Annotated in this window: 14 protein-coding genes; 3 read left to right on the top strand and 11 right to left on the bottom strand. The window is 68.1% G+C overall.

Translation table 11 applies throughout. The features are described from left to right. Nucleotides 1-14: 14 nt before the first annotated feature. Together OV287_RS27800 and OV287_RS27795 are read right to left on the bottom strand one after the other, a co-directional pair. A complete protein-coding gene (locus OV287_RS27800; RefSeq protein ID WP_267537074.1) occupies nucleotides 15-1,682 on the bottom strand; it encodes a serine/threonine protein kinase in 1,668 nt (555 codons plus the stop codon). 243 nt (nucleotides 1,683-1,925) lie between these two features. Further along, nucleotides 1,926-2,900: a LysR family transcriptional regulator gene (locus OV287_RS27795; protein ID WP_267537073.1), complete on the bottom strand. Its 975-nt coding sequence runs from the start codon at nucleotides 2,898-2,900 to the stop codon at nucleotides 1,926-1,928. Between the two features lie 131 nt (nucleotides 2,901-3,031). Between OV287_RS27795 and OV287_RS27790 the strand changes: the two genes are divergently transcribed. Continuing rightward, complete coding sequence (locus OV287_RS27790) at nucleotides 3,032-4,045, top strand: zinc-dependent alcohol dehydrogenase family protein (RefSeq protein ID WP_267537072.1); 1,014 nt, start codon at nucleotides 3,032-3,034, stop codon at nucleotides 4,043-4,045. A gap of 6 nt (nucleotides 4,046-4,051) precedes the next feature. Here the strand turns inward: OV287_RS27790 and OV287_RS27785 are convergent, their stop codons facing one another. The 4 genes from OV287_RS27785 to OV287_RS27770 all read right to left on the bottom strand — a co-directional run bounded on the left by OV287_RS27785 (nucleotide 4,052) and on the right by OV287_RS27770 (nucleotide 6,771). After that, nucleotides 4,052-4,597, bottom strand: a complete 546-nt coding sequence (locus tag OV287_RS27785) for a GNAT family N-acetyltransferase (RefSeq protein ID WP_267537071.1) — start codon at nucleotides 4,595-4,597, stop codon at nucleotides 4,052-4,054. A 33-nt stretch (nucleotides 4,598-4,630) separates the two neighbouring features. Continuing rightward, complete coding sequence (locus OV287_RS27780) at nucleotides 4,631-5,818, bottom strand: hypothetical protein (protein ID WP_267537070.1); 1,188 nt, start codon at nucleotides 5,816-5,818, stop codon at nucleotides 4,631-4,633. Between the two features lie 153 nt (nucleotides 5,819-5,971). Beyond that, the gene (locus tag OV287_RS27775) at nucleotides 5,972-6,313 is read right to left on the bottom strand and encodes a hypothetical protein (RefSeq protein ID WP_267537069.1); all 342 of its coding nucleotides are present in this window, start codon (nucleotides 6,311-6,313) and stop codon (nucleotides 5,972-5,974) included. A 128-nt stretch (nucleotides 6,314-6,441) separates the two neighbouring features. Next, complete coding sequence (locus tag OV287_RS27770) at nucleotides 6,442-6,771, bottom strand: alpha/beta fold hydrolase (RefSeq protein WP_267537068.1); 330 nt, start codon at nucleotides 6,769-6,771, stop codon at nucleotides 6,442-6,444. On the opposite strand from OV287_RS27770, the gene OV287_RS27765 reads away from it, so the two are divergent. Together OV287_RS27765 and OV287_RS27760 are read left to right on the top strand one after the other, a co-directional pair. Then, nucleotides 6,770-13,444 carry an Ig-like domain-containing protein gene (locus OV287_RS27765; protein ID WP_267537067.1) on the top strand — a complete coding sequence of 2,225 codons (6,675 nt, stop codon included), beginning with the start codon at nucleotides 6,770-6,772 and terminating at the stop codon, nucleotides 13,442-13,444. The two genes, OV287_RS27770 and OV287_RS27765, sit on opposite strands and share 2 nt — an antisense overlap. Nucleotides 13,445-13,596: 152 nt before the next feature. Then, the gene (locus tag OV287_RS27760; protein ID WP_267537066.1) at nucleotides 13,597-19,197 is read left to right on the top strand and encodes an Ig-like domain-containing protein; all 5,601 of its coding nucleotides are present in this window, start codon (nucleotides 13,597-13,599) and stop codon (nucleotides 19,195-19,197) included. Nucleotides 19,198-19,644: 447 nt separating this feature from the next. On the opposite strand, the gene OV287_RS27755 is transcribed toward OV287_RS27760, so the two are convergent. The 5 genes from OV287_RS27755 to OV287_RS27735 form a co-directional block, all read right to left on the bottom strand. Next, nucleotides 19,645-20,643: a hypothetical protein gene (locus tag OV287_RS27755; protein WP_267537065.1), complete on the bottom strand. Its 999-nt coding sequence runs from the start codon at nucleotides 20,641-20,643 to the stop codon at nucleotides 19,645-19,647. Then, a complete protein-coding gene (locus tag OV287_RS27750) occupies nucleotides 20,613-21,428 on the bottom strand; it encodes a serine/threonine protein kinase (protein ID WP_267537064.1) in 816 nt (271 codons plus the stop codon). The genes OV287_RS27755 and OV287_RS27750 overlap by 31 nt, the downstream gene beginning before the upstream one ends. Before the next feature lie 12 nt (nucleotides 21,429-21,440). Then, nucleotides 21,441-22,307 (bottom strand): DUF2381 family protein, encoded by an 867-nt coding sequence (locus tag OV287_RS27745; protein WP_267542428.1) that lies wholly within the window; start codon nucleotides 22,305-22,307, stop codon nucleotides 21,441-21,443. A gap of 211 nt (nucleotides 22,308-22,518) precedes the next feature. Further along, entirely contained in the window at nucleotides 22,519-23,076 is a 558-nt protein-coding gene (locus OV287_RS27740) for a GNAT family N-acetyltransferase (protein WP_267537063.1), read from the bottom strand. A gap of 24 nt (nucleotides 23,077-23,100) precedes the next feature. Continuing rightward, a complete protein-coding gene (locus OV287_RS27735; RefSeq protein WP_267537062.1) occupies nucleotides 23,101-24,075 on the bottom strand; it encodes a LysM peptidoglycan-binding domain-containing protein in 975 nt (324 codons plus the stop codon). Between the last annotated feature and the right edge of the window lie 69 nt (nucleotides 24,076-24,144).

The following is a 24,144-nucleotide window of genomic DNA, read 5'->3' as shown; positions in this document are numbered from 1 at the left end:
CCTCCAGCGCGGACCTACTCGAACTGGCGTACGGCGCGGACGCTGACGCCAGAGATGACGAGCGCCCGGGTGGCTGTGCTGCCGGGCTCCATCACGACGCCGAGGACGGGATCCGCCACCGACTTCATCTGCAGGCAGACGGGCACGATCTCTCCGGAGGGGAGCCGGGCCTCGGTGAAGCGGCCATAGACACGCTTTTCGCCGATGACGACTCGTCCGGAGAAGATGGTGAAATCCGGGAGCCCTCCCCACCGGCCGATGATCTCCGCGGTGACGGGCCCCTCCTGGAGGGGCACCACTTCCACACGCGGAAGCGGAAGGACGAGGTTGATGCCGTGCGTCGAAACCAAAACGAAGCGCTCGTGAGTGGCGGCAGCTCCGGGCGGGCAGTCCTCCGGAGGGGGCGGGGGGCGCGGCTGCGGACCACTCACGCAGCCAGGCGAACCGGCCACGCAGCCGGCGACAACCAGGTTGCGGACCATCTTGGACGTCTTCTTCATTGAGGGCTCCTCGCTATTCGCCACGGTGGCGACGGGCGCGGGGGTGGGGGCCGCGCCGTGCGCAACGTCCACTGCCGTGGCCGTTGCCTCGACTTTCTGGCCGGAAGTGGCCTGGGGCGTCGCGGGGGAAGGAGGGGATGCGATGAGTGGGGCGTCTCCGGCGACGCACAGCAGGAAGGCCGCGGCGAGAGCGAGCCCGGCAGCCCGCCACCGCCCAGGGAGCCGACTTCCGGGCGCCATCGGCGCTGGCGCGGCAGCACGCGGCACAGGGGCGCCTCCAGGGAACAGGGGTGTACGCCAGGAACTGTCCGCCTGGGTGCACAGCTCCAACAGGTCCTCCGCGAGCGCCTTGGCATCCGGGTAGCGGGCCTCGAGCTCCTTCTCCAGCATCCCCATGCACAACTCGCTCAGGGCCAGGGGCACGCGCGGGTTGAGCTCATGCGGGGCCGGCGGCGTCTTCTCGAGGATGGCCCGGTTCAGGTCCGGGCCGTTCCGGTCTCCGAAGGGGAGCGCGCGCGTCAACAGGATGTAGATGACGACGCCCGTCGCCCACAGGTCGTCCCCCGGAGCGAAGGGGTAGGGCTCGCCCTCCCACTCCCGGGCGAAGCGCAACGCCTCTGGGCTGCGGTACTCCGCGGTGCCCGGCGGCAGCCGCATGGTGAGGCGTAGCGCGCCCTCCTTGAGGCCCGCCGCGCCGAAGTCCACGAGTACCGGTTGCCCGTCCGCCTCGCGAACGACGATGTTGGCTTCCTTGATGTCCCGGTGCACCACGCCCGAGGCATGCACGTCCGCCAGGGTGAGCGCGAAGGGCAACAACAACCGCATCACCAGCTCGAGCGCGGAGGGATTCTCTTCTGCCGCCCAGACGTCGAGCGTGCGACCCTCGACGAGTTCCAGGGCCAGGACGAGGAAGCGCGGCTCGTCCTCTGGCCAGAAGCCATACCCGTGGAAGGACACCACGTTGGGGTGCCGCACCAGGCGCAGCGCGGCAGCCTCCCGGTCACCGCGTGGGTCAATGCGCACCAGCTTGATGGCGTAGAGCCGCCCACTCCGTCTCGCCCGGTACACGGTGCCGAAGCTGCCGGAGGCGATCGTCCCCTCTACGGTGAAGCCAGCCACCTCTGTGCCGGGAGTGAGGCGCGGCACCTCCCCCCATGCCTGTCCGCCGATTTCGTCGAGCATCCCACCTCCCTCTGGAAACAGTGGACGCTACCAGAGAGAAGAGGAGGAGGGCCCGGACGTAAGGGGTCGGGTAAGTCAGTGGCGAACAAGCATGTAGGGGGGCGGTGCGTCTCAGACGTGGACGGCGCCGGTTGTTGTGCTTCAGGACACTGACGGCTTCCACCCGCGGGCGGCTGCGGCCTCCATGCACGCCAGCCCTATCGGGCCCACACGTTTCCCGTGCAGGCCCGCCGCGTGTTTGTCTCACTCGATGATCCGGAGGCCTTCCTCGCCAACCTTGGCGCGACGACGTAGGGGCTTGTCCGGAAGGGTGGCGCTCGACAGCCGCTCGGGAATGCGCGCGACGAGCACGTCGATGGCGGCGCGTACCTTCGAGGGCAGGTGCTTGTTCTGCGGCCAGACGGCGTAGACCTCATTGCCGTAACGGCGCTCCTGCTCCAGCACCGCGACGAGCCGCCCGTCGCGCAGGTGCTCCGCGACGAGCCAGCACGGAAGCCACGCCAGCCCGGCGCCCTGCACTGCGGCGTCAGCGATGGTCTCCACGTCATCGAAGCGCAGGCGCGAGGGGACCGACACAATCTTCTCGCCCCCCTGGCCATCCGGGAACCGCCAGGGCTTGGAGATGCCGTTGCGCCCGTAGACGACCGCCGTATGGCCGTCCAACTCCGCCAGTGTCGCGGGATGGCCGTGCCTGGCGAGGTAGGCCGGAGCGGCGCAGACCAACATCTCCTGGGCGCCCAGCCTGCGAGCCGTCAGGCCGGCATGGTCCGCGAGGGGGGCCACGCGCACCGCCAGGTCGTAGCCGTCCTCGATGAGGTCCACCACGCGGTCGCTGAAGGAGATCTCCACTTCCAGCCCGGGATGCTGCTGGGCCAGCTCCCAGAGCAGGGGAGCCGCGCAGTGCCGGCCGAACATCACCGGCGCGCTCACTCGGAGACGGCCAGTCGGGGCGCGGCGGCCAGAGTCCAGCGCCGCAGTGCCAGCCTCCAGCTCCGCCAGCGCGCGCACGCAGCGCTCATAGAAGGCCTGGCCATCCTCGGTGAGGCTCTGCCGCCGTGTGGTGCGCAGGAACAGGCGCGTTCCCAGGTGCGTCTCCAGCCGGGCAATGCTCTTGCCAACGGCCGAGCGCGACAGGCCCATGCGCTCGGCGGCGAGCGCGAAGCTCCCAGCCTCGGCGGCCTGGACGAACGCGAGGACTCCACTGAAGCGCTCCATCATGACTCCGCTCCTATTGGCGACTTCGTGTCTCCAGTGAGCCGACGCAATGTCTCTACTGGAGAAACTCACTCGCCTCTATATCCGCTGCGACTCTTTCACGCACTGACTGGGAGCAAACGATGGGTGGCACGATGAAGCGTTGGCAGCTGAGGCAGTCCGGCCGGGCAAACCTGGAGCTGGCGGATGTGGCGATTCCCAGCCCAGGTCCAGGCGAGGTCCTGGTTCGCGTCTCGGCGGTGTCCCTCAACTACCGCGAGAAGCTCTTCCTGGATGGGGCTGGGTACTCGGGCGCGCCCAGCCCGTACGTCCCGACCTCCGATATGGCGGGGGAGGTCGTCGCCACCGGGGCGGGCACCCACCGCTTCAAGGAAGGCGCTCGGGTCATCGCCAACTTCCAGACCGACTGGGTAGACGGTCCGGTGCCTCGCGCGAATGGTGGAGTGCGCAGCCTGGGCGGCAGCGTGCCGGGCGTGCTGGCCGAGTACGTGGCCATGCCCGAGAGCTGGCTGGTGGCCTCCCCCGAAACGCTGGATGACCTGCAGGCGAGCACGCTGCCGTGTGCTGCGCTCACCGCCTGGACCTCGCTGGTGGAGCTGGGGGGACTGCGCCCGGGTCAGACGGTGGTGACGCAGGGCACGGGGGGCGTGTCCTTGTTCGCCGTGCAGATCGCCTCGGCCATGGGCGCTCGGGTCATCGTGCTCTCAGGGGATGAGGACAAGCTCTCCCGCGCGAAGGGGCTGGGGGCAGCCCACGGCATCCATCGCCGCCACACGCCTGACTGGGAGAAGGCCGTGCTCGAGCTCACCCGGGGCGAGGGTGCGGACCACATCCTGGAGCTGGTCGGTGGCGACAACCTCGCCCGTTCCGTGAAGGCCCTGGCGTCCGACGGGCGCATCTCCCTGATCGGCGTGCTGGAGGGCTTCGAAGTCCGCTTCCCCGTGCTGCCGCTGTTCCAGACGCATGGGGTCATCCAGGGCATCCTCGTCGGACATCGGCGCGGCCTGGAGAACCTGGCGCGCGCGGTCGATCGGCTCGCGCTCAAGCCCGTGGTCGATACCGTCTACCCGCTTGCCGACTTCCCGAAGGCGCTGGAGCACCTGGACCGCGGGCCCTTCGGCAAGCTCGTGATTCGCGTCCGCTCCTGACAGGGCTCACTTCGCCCCGGGGACCCTCTCGAGCATCATCGAGGGCTCGCCCTTGTACGTGCCGCGTGCGAACTCACGGAAGCCAACCTTGCGCGCGACGTTGAGGGACGCCTCATTCTCCGGGGCGATCATGCACACCACTCGCTCCGGACCGAACTTGCCCTCGGCCCACTTCAGCGCCGCGCTCACGGCCTCCGTGGCGAACCCCTTTCCGTGAACCGACGGAGACACCACCCAGCCCGCCTCCTTCGCTCCCGCGAATGACGGCTGATCGATGTCCCGCCGGAAGTCCGCGAGGCCCACCTCGCCGACGAACCGGCCCGTGCTCTTCTCGCGCACCACCCAGAACCCGAACCCCATCAGCTCCCAGTGGCCCACGTAGCGCAGCAGGCGGCTCCACATCTCCTCGCGGGTGGACGGCTTGCCGCTGATGAATCGGGTGACGTTCGGGTCTCCCCACATCGCGAGGGCTTCCTCGAAGTCCTCGAGTCGTGGGCGGCGCATGATGAGGCGCTCGGTGTCGATGGTGGAAGGGTCGATGGGGGTGGTCATATAGGTTCGTTCCGAGGGGCCGGGAGGACAGCGCTACCGGTAGAAGTGGTCCGCGAGGAGGCGGGCGTTGAAGAGCATGGCGTCATAGCTCGTGTAGACGCCGTGCCCGAAGCATGTTGCCAGGCAGTTGGGCAGGGTGCCCGTACCTCGGTCGCCGTAGTCGACGAGGTAGCTGAACCCGTCCCGCGGCACGCGCGCGCCGTGGCGCACGTGTTGGAGCCAGGCCTTCACGTCATAGCCCTCGCCGAGGATGGCATCGAGCCGCGCGGCCAGCTCCCGCTCCTTCGCGTTGCCCGGCGGCAGGTCCGAACCGGCGATGCCCCACTGGTGCACGTAGTCGCCACTCTCGGTCTGGAGGACGCCGGCAACGGTGCTCCCGCGCGGCTCCGCACCCCGGTGGTTGATGACATGGAGGACGCGGCACCGCCGGCCCGCCGCCCAGCCATAGCGCGGCGGCATGCCGAAGGTGGCGATGTCGAGCCGCGCGCGGGCGACCTTCTTCGCCATCTCCTGGAGGACCTCCGTGGGCTCGCCGGCGTCGCGTACGGCCTGCCAGAGCGCCTCCGCGGTCCGCGCCGGGTAGACGAGCTGCGTGAGCAGGGCGAGCACCTGGCCGCCATGGCTGTGCCCGAGCAGCAGCGTCCGCTTGCTCCCGTGCTCCGAGGTGGCGAGGAGCCGCAGCAGCTCCACGGCCGCACGCAGGCGGGCGACATGGTTGTTCGCCGAGGACCAGACGAAGCGCGTGGCGTGGACGTCGCCGCCCAGCGCCTTCTCGAAGAGGGAGACGTACTCGGGGGTGTAGTTGCCGAGATCGCGCAGGACGCGATCGCTCGGGAGCTTGGAGAGGCGGCGCAGGGACGGCATGAGTCCCGGGCTCAGGGCCGAGAGCGGCCCCTCGAGCGCGGAGAGCAGCAGGGTAGGGTCGTGGCCGACGAAGGTGCCGTGCACGAAGACGACGTGGCGCACCCCGGAGCGGCGCAGCCGGCTGCCTGCCTGCTGCATGGCCTCGCGCCAGGCGGGAGCTTGGGACTCGAGGACGGGCGTGTCGCGAACGATCGGCGGCATCGCTTCGAGCGCCCGCACCGCGAACGTCCCCGGCTGCGGCGCGGCGTCGTACTGCTGGGGTTGGCAGAGGGCTGGCGTCGGGCGGAGCCGCCACGCGATGACGATCCCGACGACCACGGCAGCGAGGAGGAGGAGCGTGAGCGCGAGCCACAACATGCCGCGCCAGCTTATCGGGAAGCCGGTGCCTGGTGGGGCGCCAGGTCTTTCCCAGGGCTCGCGGGCTGGCCCGTGAGGTGCATGCGGCCTTCCTGGCGAAGCCTTCTCGGGCCAGTCAGCGGCCTCGCCAGGTGTGGGAATACGGAACCGTGACTACTGCTGCGGCGCACTCTCCGTGGGGCCTTCGTCGGTCACGCTGGAGAGGGTGTTCTCCCACTCTTCAACGGCCCGCCGGACATCAGAGGGAGTCATCGTCACGGTGTTGCCCGGGGGGACCTCAGGGGCCCAGACCCGTCCATCATCCGTGGTGACGAGGTAGCCCGCGGCTCCCGTGGCCTCACCATTGTAGACGGTGGGGGCGTTCATGCGGTCCCTCCGGGCGACGTCCACTTCGTTCAGATAATCTCCCACGTTGCCCGGACGCGCCGTTGAACTGCTGGCGCAGGCCGACAAGCCGAGCACACAGGTGGCAACCAGGAAGGGGAGCTTCTTCATGGACCAACTCCTTGTTGGGGGGTCTCCCAAAAGGTGAGGCCCTTTGGCGCTGGAGCAACAGGGTGACGGGCTTGCCAGGGTGGACTCGCAAGTCCGTCCCCCTCCTCCGCGAAAGGCCTGGGTCCTCCTCAGCTCCTCGTCGGGAATGCCTCCAGGTGGTTCAGGATCGCCTCCGAAAGCCGGGGCAGAACAGCGCGCGGAAGCGCGTGCCCCATCCCATCGATCGTCACCAGCGTTGAGCGCGGCAGGAGCCCCGCCAGGTGTCGCGAGCTGGACGCGGGGGTGGTGGGATCCTCCGGGGTGGCGATGACGAGCGTAGGCACGGTGACGTTGACGAGCTCCGCCCCTCGCCCCAGTGCGGCGTAGTCGGCCCGTTTTTGACGGGGGGCGATCCAATATTTCAGGATTTCTTCAATAAACCAGGAAAGAGGTCTGGACCCCCTGGGGGGAGAACCCATGCGTATCCTGGTGACACTGCTCGCGGCAGGACTCGTGCTCGCGTCGTGCGAGCGCGCCTCCGTGGAACCCGCATCCGAGCCGGAAGCGCCAACGCGGACAGTGAAGTCCTTCGTCGCGGGAAGCCGGCTGATGAAGACCGGGAAGGCCGTGCCGGGCCGGTACATCGTCGCCCTCGACAAGGCGGCCCTGGCCGAGGCGCCGGTGGGGGAGCTCGCCCACCAGCTCTCCGCGCTCCATGGGGCCACGTTGGACCAGGTGTACTCCCGGTCCCTCCATGGCTTCTCCGCGACGATGACGCAGGAGGACGCGCTGCGGCTGAGCAACGACCCGCGCGTGCGCTATGTGGAGGAGGACGGCGAGGCCTCCCTCGCGAGCACGCAGACGAACGCGCCCTGGGGGCTCGACCGCATCGATCAGGGGACGCTGCCGCTGGACCAGCTGTACCGCTACAACAGCATCGGTAGCGGGGTTCACGCCTACGTCATCGACTCGGGCATCCGTCTCACCCATGCCGAGTTCGGGGGGCGCGCGGTCCACGGCTTCTCGGCCATCGCGGATGGCAACGGCTCGAACGACTGCAACGGCCACGGCACGCACGTGGCGAGCACGCTCGGCGGCGCGACCTCGGGCGTGGCCAAGGGCGTCACCTTGCACTCCGTACGAGTGGTGGGCTGCAGCCCCTCGTTCACCTGGTCCCAGGTGATCGCCGGCATCGACTGGGTCACCGCCAATCATGTGAAGCCGGCGGTAGCCACCCTGAGCCTGGCGGGCGAGGCGATGCAGGCGGTGGATGACGCCGTCGCCGCCTCCATCAACGCCGGAGTCTTCTATGCGGTCGCGGCGGGCAATGGCTCCAAGGATGCGTGCACTGTCTCTCCCGCCCGGGTTCCCGCCGCCATGACGGTTGCGGCGACCAACCGCTCCGACGCCTGGGCTTCCTCTTTCTCCAACCACGGCTCCTGCGTGGACCTCTTCGCGCCGGGCGAGGGCATCACCGCGGCCTGGTACTCCGACGACACCACCCTGGCGGCGCTCAGCGGCACCTCGATGGCGAGCGCGCACGTGGCGGGTGTGGCGGCGCTCTTCCTGGAGAGCCACTCCCAGGCCACCCCCGAGCAGGTCTCCGCCGAGCTCACGAGCAGCGCCACGCCCGGCACGATCAGCTCCCTCCCCGCGAACTCTCCGAACCTGCTCCTGTACGCGCGCAGGTGCACCGGCAATGGCCCGAGCCCGTCACAGGTGGTGCTCACTTCGCCCTCCACTGGCTCCACCCTGAGCGGCACGGTGACCCTGACGGCCACCGCGACGGACGACGAGCGCGTTACGCGGGTCGAGTTCTTCCTCGGCGATCGTTCCCTCGGCTGGGATGCCTCGGCTCCCTATGAGCTGGTCTGGAACAGCGCCCTCGCTGGCAATGGCGCAGCGGTGCTCACGGCCAGGGCCTACGACACCAACTGCAACGAGGCGGTGAGCGCTCCGGTGAACGTGACGCTCTCGAACGCCGGGAACGCGGCGTTCTCTTCCACCTGGGGAGCTCCCGAGTGCGTGGCCCCGAGCAACAAGTGCGACTCGGCATGGCTGCTGGAGGGCAGGGGAGACCTCGGCCCCGAAGTCCACGCGCCCAACACCCTGGGCAGCGCTTGCGCGGATGGGACGGAGGGTACGTATGGCGCTAGCCCCTCGCTGGAGCGGCTCGTCGTCACCCGGATCGACGGCACCGCGTTCGTCGCGGGCAAGGAGGTGACAGTTCAGGCCACGGTCCGTGCGAGCACCAATGCCGCCAATGAGGTGCTGGACCTCTACGTCTCGCCCGACGTGAGCAACCCCTCCTGGACTCGCATTGCCTCCTTGAAGCTGCCCTACCAGGGGGCGGGAACCTGGACCCACTCGACCAGGTACCTGCTTCCGGCGGGCGGGCGGCATATCCTCCGGGGCGTGTACCACTCGGGCAGCGGTACCGCTTCCGCCTGCTCCTCGGACCCTCTTGCGGATCATGACGACCTCGTCATCGAGGTGGGGACGCAACCGGACACCACGCCTCCCTTCGTGAACATCTCCTCTCCGGCGGGAGGCTCGACAGTCTCCAAGGTCGTCGAGGTCTCCGTGGATGCGAGCGACAACTTCGGCGTGAACCGCGTGGAGCTGTACGACGGCAGCACGTTGATTGCCACCAGCGGCCACTCTCCGTCCACGCCCTACAAGCTGAGCTGGGACACCCGGACGGTGCCCAACGGCAACCGCACCCTCACTGCCCGGGCGTATGACCTGGCCGGCAATGTCTCCACCTCGGCCCCGATCACTGTCCGCCTCGACAACGATCTCGTGCCGCCAACGGTGAGCATCAGCACGCCCGCGGAAGGCGCGACCGTGCGCCAGACGATCACGATCTCGGGCTCCGTCAGCGACAACCGCGGCGTGACGTACGTCTCCGTCGTCGTGGATGACCGCACCATCAACTACTTCTCCGGCTACTACTTTCCACTCTCCTCCTTCCAGACGGGCTGGGACACCCGGCTCTTCACCAACGGGCCGAAAGTCATCCATGTGAATGCCTTCGACGCGGCCGGCAACGTCACGGAGCGCACGCTGAACGTGCTCGTGGACAACGACTTCACCCCTCCGCAGATCTCGATCACCTCGCCCTTCGACGGAGCGGCCGTGAGCGGCATCGTCTCCTTCGAGGCGGCCGCGAGCGACAACCAGGGGATCGCCGATGTGGAGTTCTTCGTGGACGGCGAGCGCCTCTGGGCCGCCGACACGACGGCGCCGTACGCGGTCTCGTGGAACTCGGCGGACGTGCTCAACGGCACCCACACGCTGACCGCCAGGGCGCGAGATCAGGCGCCCTACTACACGACGAGCGCTCCCATCACCGTGGAGGTGCGCAACCCGGGCAGCGCGCAGTTCGATCCGGTCCTGAAGGTGCCCCGGTGTGACGCGGTGGAGGCGCGCTGCGACACCCGGACTCTGGTCCGAGGACGGGCGACGCTGCGCCCCGAGCTGAACATGCCCAACACGTTGGATGGATGCCTCGACGGAACGAGCGGGTACTACCAGTACGACGAGTCCATCGAGCGGGTCCGGGTCATCCGGGAGGACGGCACCCCCCTGGCCGCCGGGAAGCGGGTCCGCATCGAGGCCGACGTCTGGGTCTACATCGCCACCTCCAACCTCCTGGACCTGTACTACACGACGAGTGTGAGCGGGGCGCCCGTGTGGACGTACCTCACCACCGTCAAGCCCACGGCCACGGGACTACAGACGCTCTCGGCGGACTACGTCCTGCCCGCCAGCGGCCAGCAGGCCATTCGCGCGGCCTTCCGCAACTCCGGAGCCACCACCGGGCCTTGCCAGGGAGGATCGAAGACCGATGTCGACGACCTGGTCTTCGCGGTGGGCGCGCAGGAGCCGGACTCCCTCCCACCGACGCAGGTGGCCATCACCTCGCCCTCCAACGGCGCCTCGGTGTCTGGCACCGTCACGGTGACGGCCTCGGCGAGCGACGACCTTGGTGTGGCGGCCGTGGACTTCTTCGATGGGCAGACCCTGATCGAGACGGACACCCAGCCCCCCTACAGCGTGAACTGGAACAGCCGGAGCGCCCCGAACGGAAGCCGCACGCTGACGGTCCGGGCCCGCGATCTGGCTGGAAACGAGGTCACCTCGCAGCCCGTGACGGTGACGACGCACAATGACTTGGTGGTGCCGGTGGTGAGCCTCACCGCGCCGGCTGCTGGCGCCAGGGTGGGCAGTTCGGTGGCGGTCTCCGCGCTCGCCACGGACGATCAGGGCGTCACCCGGGTCGAGTTCTATGATGGCCTCTCGCTGATCGGCTACGACTTCTACGCGCCCTTCACCACCACCTGGATTCCGAGGGTCACCCAGACCAGCAACCGCACGCTGACGGCCTGGGCCTACGACGCGGCCGGCAACGTGGCGATCTCCGCGCCGGTGGATGTGGTGGCCGTCGTGCTCGAGAGCACGCCTCCGACTGTCTCTCTCTCCGCGCCCGCCAATGGGGCCTGGCTCTTCGGGACGGTGACGCTCTCCGCGGACGCGACCGATGAGTCCGGGGTGAGCAAGGTCGAGTTCCTGGTGGACGGAGTGGTGATCCGGACCCATACCGCCGCGCCTCCCTATGTCTACTCCTGGGACAGTCGGGGGAAGGCGGACGGCAGCCACACGCTGAGCGTGCGCGCCACGGACCTCCACGGCAACGTCGCCACCTCCACGGTGGTGAGCGTGATGCTCGACAACACGGCCCCGATCGTGACCTTCACCTCACCCGCCAATGAGGCGGCCCTGGTGGGCATGGTCTACCTCCAGGCGAATGCCTCGGACAGCGTGGGGGTCACCCGAGTCGACTTCCTGGTGGATGGAGTGTTGCTCGCGAGCGACGCGACGGCCCCCTATAGCGTGGACTGGGATACGGGCCTCTGGCTCAACGGAAACCACACGCTGGTGGCCAGGGCCCATGACGTGGCGGGCAACATGACCTCGAGCGCCCAGGTCACGGTGTTCACGAACCAGCCCGGTGGCTCCGGGTACGACTACTACTTGCGCGTCCCGGAGTGCTACTCGCAGGGGAGCGTCTGCGACACCACGGGCTATGTGAAGGGCCGGCAGTCCGGGGAGTTCTACGGAGGGTCCAGCACGCTCGGCAACACCTGTGCTGACGGTGCGGACTCCCTCGAGGCGCAGAAGATCAACCGCATCAAGGTGTCGAGCGTCAATGGCGGGCTCCTCACGCAGGGCCAGCTCGCTCGGGTCGAGGTCCACGTCAACGTTCTCGACACCGCCATGGATGCGCTGGATCTGTTCTCCGCGGGCGATGCCAACCATCCCTCGTGGACGTACCTGACCACGCTGCGGCCGAGCGCAACAGGGAGCCAGGTGCTCTCGGCGGAGTACGTCCTGCCCGCGGGCAGGCTGCAGGCGGTGCGCGCGCAGTTCCGGGTGGGCGGCAACAGCGGCTCGGCGTGCAGCACCGGTCCTCTGGATGACCATGACGACCTGGCCTTCGCGGTGGACTCGGGTCCGACGGTGGAGCTCACCATGAGCCCCGGCTATGCGACGGTGAAGGGCACGGTCTGGCTGTTCGCGAGAGCGGTCGACGAGCAGGAGGTGACGCGGGTCGAGTTCTACGTGGATGGGACGCTGATCAGCACCTCCACCAGCCCTCCCGTCTACAGCGCGAACTGGAACACCGCCAACCTGCCGGACGGAGTCCACTCGTTCACCGCCAAGGCCTATGACATCACGGGCCTGTCCAACTCCTCGCCTCCGATCGTGGTGACCACCGACAACACTCCGCCGGGCGCGACGCTCCTCTCACCCGTGCCGGGGACGTACGTGCGGGGCACGGCCCAGCTCGAGGCCGCCATCAGCGCCAATGAGCCCGTCACCAAGGTCGAGTTCTACGCGAACTGGTCGCTGGTCGGCACCGTCACCAGCCCGCCCTACACCCTGAGCTGGAACACCACGGGCCTGGGCGGGGGCACCTATCTCCTCGTGGCAAAGGCCTATGACAGCATCGGCAACGCTGGCTCCTCTACCGGAGTGTCGGTGACGGTCGACAACACGGTGCCGACCACGGCCATCAGTGCTCCGGCGCAGAATGCCCTGGTCGGAGGGACCGTCCAGGTCAGCGCCACCGCCAGCGACTCCCAGGGGGTGGAGCGGGTCGAGTTCTATGTGGACGGGACGCTGATTGGCACCGACACCAGCGCGCCCTACACCCTGAGCTGGAACACCACCACCGTGACGGACGAGGCCCATGTGCTCACCTCCAGGGCCTACGACTTCGCGGGCAACGTTCGCACCTCCACCGCGGTCGTGGTGAACATCGACAACACCCCGCCGGACGCGGTGCTCACGTCTCCCGCGCCAGGCAGTTCCCTCCGAGGCAGTGTCATGCTCGAGGCCTCCGCCAGCGACTCCTCCGGGGTGACGAAGGTCGAGTTCTACGACGGCACGACGCTCATCGGCACCGACACCACTGCGTCCTACGTGCTGAGCTGGAACACGGTGGGGGTGGGGGAGGGCGTCCATACGCTCTCGGTGAAGGCCTATGACAGTGCCGGCAAGGTCCGCACGTCCGCTGGGGTGTCGGTGACGATCGACAACACCGCGCCCACCACGGCCCTCAGTGCTCCGGCGCAGAACGCCGCTGTCCGAGGCACCGTCCCGGTCAGCGCCACCGCCAGCGACAACATCGGGGTGGCGCAGGTCGAGTTCTACGCGGATGGGACGCTGCTGGGCTCGGCCACCACTGCGCCGTACGCGGTGAGCTGGGACACGACGGCCTGGGCCAATGGCAGCGTCACGCTCACCACGCGGGCTTATGACGCGGTGGGCAATGTCACCGTGTCCGCGGGTGTCGCCGTCACGGTGGACCACACCGCACCCACCGTGGCCATCACGTCACCGACCAACGGGGCCTCGCTCTTCCTGAGCGCTACGCTCCAGGCCAGCGCCAGCGACAACCGGGGCGTCACGCAGGTGGTGTTCTACGACGGGGCCAATGTCATCGGCACGGACACCACAGCGCCCTATAGCCTGAGCTGGAGCGTCCTGCTCGTGGCCAAGGGGAATCACACCCTGACGGCCAAGGCGTATGACGCAGCGGGCAATGTCACCACGTCGGCGCCTGTCACTGTGAAGGTGAACTGAGTCCGCGAGTACGAGAACCGGGCAGGGGGACGGCGAGGAGCCGTCTCCCGCCGGGAGGGAAAAAGGTCACATTCCGCACAGCGAATGATCCAATTATCCTGAATTTCTTCAATTCAGGAAGAAGCGGACTTCGCACCCCAAGGGGGAGGACCATGCGGACCCTGGTGACATTGCTGGCGGCAGGACTCGTGCTCGCTTCGTGTGAGCACCCCTCCGTTGAACCCACGGCGGCACCCGGCCAGGTCATCGACCCCGGCACGCTGCGGCAGTCCATCGACCCGTATGCCTGCACCGGGACCGATAACACTCCACCGCAGATCGCCATCACCTCGCCCTCGTCCGGTTCGGTCCTGAGCGGCACGGTGACCCTGACCGTCAATGCAACGGACGACGTGGGGGTTGCGGGAGTCGTTTTCTACCTCGATGGCCGCATGCTCGTCTGGGACAACACGCCTCCCTTCGAGCTGGTCTGGGACAGCGCCACCCATGGCAATGGCCCGGGGGTCTTCACCGCCCAGGCCTCCGACGCCAACTGCAACCATACGACGAGCGCTCCGGTGGAGGTGACGATCGAGAACGCCGGAGTCGCGACGTACGATCCCTCCTGGGGGACGCCCGCCTGTGCGGCCGTGGGCAGCAAGTGCGACTCGGCGGATCTCCTGGCGGGGAGGGGGCTCCTCAGCCCCGAGCTCCATCCACCCAGCACCCTGGGCGGCGCCTGCGAGGATGGTTCGATTGGCGTCGGTGGTCCCACGGCCGCGGTGGAGCGGCTCGTCGTCATCCGGAGTGATGGCACCGCGCTGGCGGAGGGCAAGGAGGTGACGGTCCAGGCCACGGTCCAGGCTACCGCGTCCTACTCGTACCAGTCGCTGGATCTCTATATCGCGTCCAATCCGAGCAACCCCTCTTGGACCTTCGTGGACACCCTGTTTCCGCCCAATGCGATCGGAGTCTGGACGCTCACGAGCAAGTACGTGGTTCCGGCGGGCGGACGGCACGTCCTCCGGGGCATCTACCGCGGGAACAGCCGTCAGACCCCTCCTTCGCCCTGCATCCCGAACGATTTCTCCAACCCGTTCACCGACCATGATGACCTCGTCATCACGGTGGGACAGGAGGCGGATGTCACGCCGCCCGTCGTCGCCATCACCTCGCCGGTGGAGGGCGCCACGCTCGAGCGCGTCATCAATGTGAGCGTGGAGGCGAGCGACAACTTCGGCGTGAGCCGCGTGGAGCTGTACGACGGCGCCACGCTGCTCGGCACCAGCAACTACTCGCCCTACACCTACAAGTTCAGCTGGGCGACCCGGACGGTGCCCAACGGTCTGCACGCCCTCACTGCTCGGGCGTATGACCTGGCTGGCAACGCCTCCAACTCGGTCGCGGTCAACGTGCTGATCGACAACGACTACGTGCTGCCGCAGGTGGCGTTCATCAAGCCGGTGGAAGGTGCGACCTTGAACCAGGCGGTCCCGCTGGAGGCCAGCGCCAGCGATGACCGGGGCGTGGTGCGCGTGGAGTTCCACGCGGACGGTAACCTGATTGGCACCAGCTCCGCGCCGCCGTACACCGTGAACTGGAACACCCGCTGGGGAGTGGCCAACGGACCGCACGTGCTGCGCGCAACGGCCTATGACGCGGGCGGAAACGCCTCGCCCCCGAGCACGGTGAACGTGCTGGTGGACAACGACTTCGTCCAGCCGCAGACCGCGCTCACCGCGCCCACCAGCGGAGCGACCCTGAGCGGCACGGTCTCCCTGGAGGCGAGCGCGAGCGATGACCGGGGAATCGCCGAGGTGTTCTTCTTGGTGGATGGAAGCCTCATCGGAAGCGACACGACGGCGCCCTACGCCATCTCCTGGGACTCGGCGGAGATCTCCAATGGCAGCCACAACCTGTCCACCATGGTCCGGGACGTGGGGGGCAACATCGCGTATGGCGCGTCCGTCACCGTGCAGGTGAGCAATGCAGGCAACGCGCGCTTCGACACGAACCTGATGGCTCCCCGGTGCGACTCCGTGGCGGCTCGCTGCGATACCCGGGAGATGGTTCGCTCGAGGGGGCAGCAGGCGCAAGGCGGCGAGCCGAACGCGCCCAACACGCTGGGCGGCTGTGCCGACGGCTCGAGTGGTTCCTACCGCCAGAGCGAGTCCCTCGAGCGGATCCGCATCATCCGAGAGGATGGCACGCCCATGGCCGCCGGGAAGCGGGTCCGGATCGAGGCCGATGTGTATGCCGTCAGCACCAGCTACGACTACCTGGACCTGTACTACACGGCGAATGCGACCTGGTCGCCCTCGTGGACGTACCTCGCCACGATCAAGCCCACTGCGACGGGCTTCCAGACGCTCTCGGCGGAGTACGTCCTGCCCGCGGGAAACCTGCAGGCCGTTCGTGCGATCTTCCGCGCCGCCGGGTCCCTCGGGACCTGCGCGCCGCCCTCGTCCCAGTACTCGTACATCGATCGCGACGACGTGGTCTTCCCAGTCGGCGCGCAGGAGACGGACACCGTTGCACCGGACGGGGTCGTGCTCACCGCTCCCGCCCCTGGCATCACGGTGACTGGCACCCTCACGCTGACGGCCTCGGCGAACGACAACTTCGGCGTGGTGTCTGTGGACTTCCTGGATGGGGAGACCCTGATCGGAACGGACACCCAGGCCCCGTACAGCGTGAGCTGGAACAGCCGGAGTGGCCCCAACGGCAGCCGCACGCTGACCGCCCGGGCGCGTGACCTGGCTGGAAACGTGACGACCTCACAGCCCGTAACGGTGACGGCGGCCAACGACCTGACCGTGCCGGTGGTGGCCCTCACTTCTCCTGCTCCGGGCTCCAGACTGAGCAGGATGCTGGAGCTCACAGCCGACGCCTCGGATCCGGAGGGCGTCACCCGGGTCGACTTCTATGCGTACGATCGGTTGATCGGCTCCGACTCCTCCGCTCCCTACACCTGCTCGTGCGATTCGTACTACACCGGCATGTACCCCCTGACCGCCCGAGCCTACGACGCAGCTGGCAATGAGGGGAGCTCGGCGCCGGTGACGGTGACTGTCGTGCAGGAACTGGTGCCTCCGTCCGTGGCGCTCACCGCGCCAGTCGGTGGGGCGAGGCTCGTCGGGACGGTGACGCTCTCGGCGAACGCCACCGATGCCTCCGGGGTGAACAAGGTCGAGTTCCTGTTGGACGGGGTGCTGCTCGCCACCGATACGTCCTCGCCCTACAGCTACTCTTGGAACACCCAGACGGCGGCGAACGGCGGTCACCTGCTGAGCGCGCGTGCCCGGGACATCCACGGCAACATCGCCACCTCCACGGAGGTGAGCGTGACGGTGGACAACGCGGCCCCGGCCGTGGCGATCACGTCTCCAGCCGGTGGGGCGACGGTGAGCGGCGGGGTCTCGCTCCAGGCGGACGCCACGGACAACGAGGGGGTCACCCGGGTCGAGTTCTTCGTGGACGGTGCGCTGCTGGCGAGTGACACGACGGCGCCCTACAGCGTGGAGTGGGACAGTGGCTTCTGGTTCAACGGGAGCCACACGCTGCTGGCCAAGGCGTATGACGCGGTGGGCAATGTGGGGACGAGCACCCAGCTGACGGTGAGCACGAGCCAGCCGGGCAGCGCCATTCACGACTACTATTACCTGCGCGCTCCGAAGTGCTCCACGCCGACCCCCATCTGCGACACCACGGCCACCGTGAAGGGCCGGCACACCGCGGAGAGCTACGGGCCCAACACGATCAACGCGGCCTGCGCCGACGGAACGGCCTCCCTCGAGGCGCAGAAGATCAACCGGATCAGGCTGTCGAGCGTCGATGGAGAGAACTTCACGCAGGGCCAGCGTGTCCGGATCGAGGTCCACGTGCTGGCGCTCGACACGGCCACGGATGCGCTCGATCTGTTCTACGCGACCGATGCCCTCAATCCCGCGTGGACGTACCTGACCACGCTCCAGCCGGGAGCGACGGGGGCCCAGGTGCTCTCGACGGAGTACGTGCTGCCCGGGGGCAAGCTGCAGGCGGTAAGAGCCCAGTTCCGAGTGGGAGGGATCAGCGGATCGGCGTGCAGCACCGGCGCGTTGGATGACCATGACGACGTGATCTTCACGGTGAACACGGGCCCGACGGTGGCGCTCACCGCGCCCACCAACAATGCGCTGGTGAGGGGCACGGTCTCGCTGACGGCGACGGCCACCGACGACCAGGGAGTGGCGCGGGTCGAGTTCTACGTGGACGGGACGCTGATTGGCACCGACACCAGTTCGCCCTACGCGGCGAGCTGGGACAGCACTGGCGCGATGGATGGGGCCCACTCACTCACGGCCAAGGCTTACGACGCGGCGGGCCTCGCCACCACCTCCGCGGTGGTCGGAGTGCTCACCGACAACACCCCGCCGGGAGCAGCGCTCACGTCACCCGCCCAGGGAGCGCTCCTGCGAGGCGCCGTTGTGATCGAGGCCACCGCCAGCGACAGCCAGGGGGTCACCAAGGTCGAGTTCTATGCCGGTGCGACGCTGATCGGCACGACCTTCACGGCCCCCTATGTGGCGGGCTGGAACACCACGAGCGTGACGTCCGGTGCTCACACGCTCACGGTGAAGGCCTATGACGGCGTCGGCAACGTGAGCACCTCCGCGGGAGTGGGGGTGACGGTGGACAACACCGCGCCGACAGTGTCCATCAGCGCTCCGGCGAGCAACGCCCTGGTCGGAGGGACCGTGCAGATCAGCGCTACGGCCAGCGACTCCTCCGGGGTGGAGAAGGTCGAGCTCTATGTGGACGGTGCGCTGATTGGCACCGACACCAGCGCGCCCTACGCGGTGAGCTGGAACACCGCCACCGTGGCGGACGGGGCCCACTCGCTCACGGCCAAGGCCTTCGACATCGCGGGCAACGTTCGCACGTCCACGGCAGTCTCGGTAAACACCGACAACAGCGTGCCGGAGGCGGCGCTCACGTCACCCGTGCCGGGGATGTTCTTCCAGGCGGGCTATGTCACGCTCGATGCCACCGCCAGTGACTCCCGAGGGGTGACGAAGGTCGAGTTCTATGATGGAGCGACGCTGCTCGGCACGGATACTTCCTCGCCGTACGCGCTGAGCTGGTACACGGTGGGCGTAGGGGAGGGGGCTCATACGCTCACGGCGAAGGCCTATGACGCCATTGGCAACGTGGGTACCTCTGCCGGCGTGACGGTGACAGTCGACCGCACGGGGCCGGCGACGGCGATCAGCGCTCCGGCGCAGAACGCCCTGGTGCGTGGCATCGTCCCGGTCAGCGCCACCGCCAGTGACACCTATGGGGTGGAGCGAGTCGAGTTCTATGCGAACGGGACATTGCTCGGCACGACCACCACGGCGCCGTACGTGGTGAGCTGGGACACGACGGTCCTGGCCGATGGTGTTGTGACGCTCACCACGAAGGCTTACGACCTGGCGGGCAACGTCACGCAGTCCGCCAGCCGCACGGTCACCGTGGACAGCATCGCGCCCACCGTGGCCATCACCTCACCGGCCAACGGGGCCTCGGCCTTCCTGAGCACGACGATTCAGGCCAGCGCGAGTGACAACCGGGGCGTCACCCAGGTGGTGTTCTACGATGGCGCCAATGTCATCGGCACGGACACCACGGCGCCCTACAGCCTGAGCTGGGGCCTGCTGACCGTGCCCAAGGGGTGGCACACGCTGACGGCCAAGGCGTATGACGCAGCGGGCAATGTCACGACGTCAGCGCCCATCTCCCTCAAGGTGAACTGACTTCGACCTTACCCTCCATTCGCCGCCGTGCTCGACAATCCATCACTGCACGGCCGAGACCTACCCAGGTCCGAACGGGACCTTTACCGGTTCGGCGACCGTCAGTACCAATGGTGAGATCACGCGCATCACCTACACTGGCACCTACACCCTCGAGCCCGATTGTAGCGGCACCGCGACGCTCACCGACAACCTCGGAGGCACTGCGCACTTCGACATCTTCGTCACCAAGAACGGGGAGAGCACGTCCTTCATCCAGACCTACGCTGGCTACGTCACCGCCGGCTTCGAGATACGACGGGAATAGGCTGGGTGTCCGACCCAGGTGTCAGACTCGACTTTCGCCATTGCCGTCTTCTCACGTAACTGCTCGCCGGCCCCCGTCGTGACGAGAGGGGCCGCGACGTGAGACCTCCGGGCCACAAACCAGGCTCGATGGGTGATGCCTCACGGCCAGCGCCTGACGGCGGCCACCGGGAGTTCCCGAAACAGTCGAACGGCCCCGGGCTTGGAGCCGGGCAGTTTGCGCCAGCGACCCTCATACCCGCCCAGGACGATGCACACCGGCAGCTTGCGGCCGTCCGGCAGCAGCGCCTCGGTGTAGCGCCCCAGCACCGCCTCCATTCCATTCCAATTCTGAATCCCAGGGCCCGTCCAGAGCTTTCCGTACAACAGGGTGCCACCGGGTAGTTGCGGCGAAGTCCCCTCGCGCTGCACCACGCGGCTGACGATGGGGCCGTCACGGTAGATGCCCTCCTCGGTCGGGTCCCCAGGCTGGTTGACGTCGACGATGGCCTGGAGCCGCATGCCCGTGTTGAGTTTCAGCACCTCGAACATGGCGTACTGGGCCTCGGTGGGGCAGTCCTCTGACTCTGGCTTCACCTGGGCGGCGGGACAGCCCAGGCCAGCAGCGGTGCACAGCCACACGGCGAGGACTCCGAAGCGTGAGCGGCTGGAGGAAGTCGAGTCCTGGGGGGTGGTGAGAGGGGGCACGGTCGCACTTCCTTTCTCGGGAGGGCCGGATGCGATGGACTCCGACATGTGGGGCCGCGCGAGTGTGGATCGCACCAGCCACGGCGCAAGGAACAGGCCGACGAGGAGGAGCAGGCCCACCATGGCGAGGCGCCCCACGCGCCACGTGCGGTGCTTCTTGTCGGGCGCTTTCTCGCGAGCGTCCTCCGGCGGCCGCGTATCCTCCGGCGTCGGAGCTGCTTCACCTGCGGGTGCTGCCTGGGGGTGCTGAGCCTCCTGCTCCGGTTCCGCCTGCTTGGGCGGAGCCTCTGCCGGGCTCTCCGGCGCGGTGAGGGGCACCTTCCAGGCGGGGGACTTTCTCTGCTTCTCGGTGGCCTGATCCAGTGCCTCGAGCAGGGCTTCGGTGTTGGGGTAGCGGTCCTCGGGCCGCTTCTCCAGCAGCTTCAGGGTGATGTCGCTGAGGGAGTGCGGCACCAGGGGGTTGAGCAGGTGGGGCGCGGCCGGCGGGACGGCGGCGATGGCGGCCAGCAGCTCCTTGTCCGGCAGCTCCGGGTCGAAAGGGTGCCTGTCAGTGCGTACAGGTCCGCGGCCACCCCGCCGAGGAAGGGCTCACCCCGCTTCCACGCCTCGGTGCGCGTGTAGGCCAGGAGCTCGGGGGGCAGCAGGTGCAGGACGCCCTCGGGCAGGCCCAGTGTCTTCGTGAAGGCCCCGGGGAGGCGCACGGTGCCAAAATCGATGACAAAAGGCCGGCCGTCCTTCCTGCGGATGAGGATGTTCTCCGCCTTCAAGTCTCGGTGGTGCACGCCGCGCGCGTGCAGGACGCCCACGGTGCGCACCACGCCGGAGAAGACGTCCACCACCTCGGCGGCGTGACGGGGTTTGCGCCAGCGCCACTGGTGCCAGTTATCTCCGTCGACGAAGTCGGTGATGATGAAGGCGTAGCCCTTGGTGGGGTTGGGCCAGAAGTCCACGCCATACACGCGCAGCAGGTTGGGGTGGGAGGCATAGGTGAAAAGCGCCGCCGCCTCATGCGCCAGCCGCCGGTAGGCGCTCTTCTCCTCCACGTACTGCTCTTCGGTGAGCTCCTCCTTGGACTGGGTAAGAGGGAGCAGCGCCATCTTCATGGAGTAGGGCTGGCCGTCGCGCTCCACCTTGAAGACCCTGGAAGAGCCGCCGCGGCCCAGCACCTTGACGATGTGCCAGGGCCCCACCACATGGCCGGGTTGGAGGTGGTCCGGGTGTTGGGGTTCCGTCGTCATGGGCCGGCCCTCCTAGAGCTCAACCTCGGTGATGGGAAGGCGCCGCCCGCCCGTGGTGTCCATCAACTCCAGTCGGAAGAGGACCTCGTTGGAGGCGGGGGGCTCCACCATGACGGCCACGAGCGCGAACTCCCCCGGCTGGAGCTGGGGCTTCTCCATGTGCACCGAGAGCACCTTCACCGGCGTCCCCTTCACGCTGGTGAGCAGTGCCGCGCCGGGCACCCAGGCGGGCTGTCCCGGGAGGTTGCGCACCTGGACAACCACCATGGCCCAGAGAGTGCCCCGGTAGCTGGTGCCAGGCCCCGGTTCGAGGCCGCCCTTGTAGCCGGGAGCCGGCTTCCCGAAGAAGCTCTTGGCGCTGACCCCCTCCGAGTTGAGCACCCCGGAGAAGGCGAGACTGGGAAGCCCGCTCTGCGCGCACTGAGCCTTCAAGGAGACAAGCTCGGCTTCCACGTGGGACAGCCTGGCTTCCAGCGCCTCGACGGTGCGCGGGCGGCGCACCACCTCCACCTCCTTGTCCACCAGCGTGGGGTGGGAGACGAGAGCAAGGGCAGCGTACGCCGGGGAGCTGCCGTCTTTGTAACGCACCCGCACGCCCAGCTTCTCCCCGGGGCCCGGCTCGACGGCCACCTCGAGGGTGAGGGTGTACTCGCCTGGGTCCACCAGCTTGAAGCGCGTCGCCCGCCCCTCCACCTCCAGCGAGGCCCTGTCGATGGGAGCGTTGAAGCGCAGGTAGGTGGACACACCGGCCGCCACCCGCACCTCGGGAACCGGCTCACCCGGGCCGTTGAGGACGACGACTTGCCGCTGCTGCTGCTCGCGGGCTGGAGACTGGGGCTGCTGCGCTGTCGCCGTTGCGCCCGTCAGGACGAGTACCAGCAGAAGCGACGGTAGGAGTCGTGCCAGGGTGGGATACCTCCGGAGTCCACCCTAGCAGATGTCGCACTCCGCCCGGCCAGCACCGATGGTGGGGAAACGGACTTTTCGTTCCCCGAGGGGGGAGGCATGACAAGGCCACGGCGAACTGAGCCGGAGCGGCGGAGCACACCGGGGGAGGAGAGAGGCCCCCGGGTGCGAGGTTCTCGTCAGCTCAGGGGTTGGAGGTCTTCTTCCGCCTGGCCCGCCAGGTGTCGCGGTCCTGGCCCCAGAGCTCTACCGGAGTCGTGTCATAGGGCGGCGGCAGCTTCCCAGGGCCCAGCAGGCGCGAGCCCAGCCGGATGGCGACCTGCTGGGACGGCGTGTTCTCCGGCGCGATGGAGTGAATGAGCTCGGTCCAGCCGAGGTGGTCGAAGGCCCAGTCCATGGTGGCCGCCGCCGCCTCGGTGGCGTAGCCGCGGCCCCAGCACTCGCGCAGCAGACCCCAGCCGACCTCCGGCCCCGGCCAGCCTTCTGGCATCCAGGGACCGACGCGGCCCACCCAGCGGCCTGTCGCCTTTTCGATCACCGAGAACATGGAGAAGCCCTGCAACGCCCACGAGCCCGCCATGGCGCTCATGGCCCGCCAGGCCACCGAGCGCGGCTGCACTCCGCCCAGGAAACGCGCGGACTCCGGGTCACCAATGAGGGTCGCGAAGCCATCCAGGTCCTCCAGCGCCGTGGGGCGCAGGAGGAGGCGCGCGGTTTCGAGGGTCGGGCCAGGAGCAATCATCGTGGGTCTCCGAGTTGGTATGAATCAGACCGAGAACAGGTAGAGCTTCGGCTCCGGAACCTTCTTCACTCGCCAGATGTGGCGATCCTCCAGCGCCACCCAGTTCATCTCCAGCGGACGGGCGATGTAGATGACTCCGGGGTCGTCGTGGCGGCTGAGCACGAACTTGCCGGTGTCGTCCTTGGTCGTGCAGCCCACGTCGATGAACAAGTGCCGCTGGATTTCCTCGGGGTCGGTCGTGCCCCAATTGAACTTCGTGAGCTGATCCACCGTGAGCGAATACGTCTCGGCGATGCTCTCCAGCGTCTCGCCGTCGGACACCTTGTGCTCGGAGATTCGCGCGAGGAACTTCCCCGAGGGGGCCATGCGGCGGCGCCGCTTCTTCCCCGAGTCGAGTGACTTCAGGATACCGGCCTTCGCGAACGCCAGCGTCTCGGCCAGGGTCGCGCCGTCGATCGCCGAGGTGATGTCGACACGCCCCTTGGGCACGTCCGAGAGGGAGATGCGGCCCTCGTCGTCGGTGGTGACCTTCTGCTTGGAGCCGTCGGGCAGCTTGATGCTCAGCTCCAGGTCGGTGATCGGATCCTCGGTGACGTCGTCGACGATCTGCACCATCAGCCGCAGCTTCTCCTCGACCACCTCGGGAGGCGGCTTCTTCTCCACCTTCTCGCGAGGCTGCATCACCCCGGGCATCTTCGGCAGGGGTGCGCGGGCCAGCCTCACGTGCTTGCTCGAGAGCAGCGTGGCGGCCTGCCGCAGCACGCTCTCCTCGGAGAGCGGCTCATAGGGCCGCGCGTTCACCTGGGTGTAGACGAGCTCGCGCAGCGTCCGCAGGTTGACGGAGTCTTGCGCGAACTCGCGCAACCGGCGCTCGGCCTGCCACGAGTCCCCGAGCGCGATGTGCTCATGTCCTTCGGGGAGTGGTTCGTGGAATCTGAGGAGCAGGTACTCATGCTCCCCGTTTCGCAGGCGAGGACGAAGGATTCCAAATGCGGCCATTCCCCCAGAATACGTTTCACTGGCCATAGGTTCAGAGGACCACGTGCCGAGGTGGATGGTCAATCCCGG

It is taken from the genome of Archangium lansingense (assembly GCF_026626635.1).
GTDB lineage: Bacteria > Myxococcota > Myxococcia > Myxococcales > Myxococcaceae > Archangium > Archangium lansingense.
Note: the sequence above shows the minus strand (reverse complement) of the source record. Positions and strands in the feature narration are given on the sequence as shown.

Excerpts from the sequence above, each read along its gene's own strand:
- OV287_RS27750 (WP_267537064.1), bottom strand. The coding sequence starts at position 21,428 with ATGACGACGGAACCCCAACACCCGGACCACCTCCAACCCGGCCATGTG.
- OV287_RS27795 (WP_267537073.1), bottom strand. The coding sequence starts at position 2,900 with ATGATGGAGCGCTTCAGTGGAGTCCTCGCGTTCGTCCAGGCCGCCGAG.
- OV287_RS27780 (WP_267537070.1), bottom strand. The coding sequence starts at position 5,818 with ATGTTGTGGCTCGCGCTCACGCTCCTCCTCCTCGCTGCCGTGGTCGTC.
- OV287_RS27770 (WP_267537068.1), bottom strand. The coding sequence starts at position 6,771 with ATGGGTTCTCCCCCCAGGGGGTCCAGACCTCTTTCCTGGTTTATTGAA.
- OV287_RS27800 (WP_267537074.1), bottom strand. The coding sequence starts at position 1,682 with ATGCTCGACGAAATCGGCGGACAGGCATGGGGGGAGGTGCCGCGCCTC.
- OV287_RS27775 (WP_267537069.1), bottom strand. The coding sequence starts at position 6,313 with ATGAAGAAGCTCCCCTTCCTGGTTGCCACCTGTGTGCTCGGCTTGTCG.
- OV287_RS27790 (WP_267537072.1), top strand. The coding sequence starts at position 3,032 with ATGAAGCGTTGGCAGCTGAGGCAGTCCGGCCGGGCAAACCTGGAGCTG.
- OV287_RS27785 (WP_267537071.1), bottom strand. The coding sequence starts at position 4,597 with ATGACCACCCCCATCGACCCTTCCACCATCGACACCGAGCGCCTCATC.
- OV287_RS27740 (WP_267537063.1), bottom strand. The coding sequence starts at position 23,076 with ATGATTGCTCCTGGCCCGACCCTCGAAACCGCGCGCCTCCTCCTGCGC.
- OV287_RS27735 (WP_267537062.1), bottom strand. The coding sequence starts at position 24,075 with ATGGCCGCATTTGGAATCCTTCGTCCTCGCCTGCGAAACGGGGAGCAT.
- OV287_RS27760 (WP_267537066.1), top strand. The coding sequence starts at position 13,597 with ATGCGGACCCTGGTGACATTGCTGGCGGCAGGACTCGTGCTCGCTTCG.
- OV287_RS27765 (WP_267537067.1), top strand. The coding sequence starts at position 6,770 with ATGCGTATCCTGGTGACACTGCTCGCGGCAGGACTCGTGCTCGCGTCG.